At 72.9% G+C, this 597-nt stretch carries 1 protein-coding gene; it reads left to right on the top strand.

Going from position 1 to position 597, the window contains the following annotated elements; translation table 11 throughout:
• Nucleotides 1–597 (top strand): HAD-IC family P-type ATPase (locus tag FXF51_RS60265; protein ID WP_148443842.1); only part of this gene is annotated, 597 nt, incomplete at both ends.

The raw sequence follows: 597 nt of genomic DNA, 5'->3' as shown, positions 1-597 counted from the left end.
GGCGCTGGCGGCCGCGCGGGAGCAGGGGCGTACCGCGGTGGCGGTGGGCTGGGACGGTAAGGCGCGGGCGGTGCTGGTGGTGGCCGATGTGGTCAAGGCGACCAGCCGGGAGGCGATCGAGCGGTTGCGTGCGCTGGGTCTGGCGCCGGTGCTGCTGACCGGTGACCATCAGGCGGTGGCCGAGGCGGTCGCCGCCGAGGTGGGCATCGCGGAGGTGATCGCCGGGGTGCTGCCCGCGGACAAGGTGGAGGTGGTCAAGCGGCTGCAGGCCGAGGGCAAGGTGGTGGCGATGGTGGGCGACGGGGTGAACGACGCCGCCGCGCTGGCTCAGGCGGATCTGGGGCTGGCGATGGGCACCGGCACCGACGCCGCGATCGAGGCGTCGGATCTGACGCTGGTGCGGGGCGATCTGCGGGTGGCGGCCGACGCCATCCGGTTGTCGCGGCGGACGCTGTCGACGATCAAGGGCAACCTGTTCTGGGCGTTCGCCTACAACGTGGCCGCGTTGCCGCTGGCCGCGCTGGGGCTGCTGAACCCGATGATCGCGGGTGCGGCGATGGCGTTCTCCAGCGTGTTCGTGGTCAGCAACAGCCTGCG

The organism is Nonomuraea sp. PA05 (assembly GCF_008086045.1).
Lineage (GTDB): Bacteria > Actinomycetota > Actinomycetes > Streptosporangiales > Streptosporangiaceae > Nonomuraea > Nonomuraea monospora.
This window is presented reverse-complemented; position numbering and strand designations above follow the sequence as displayed.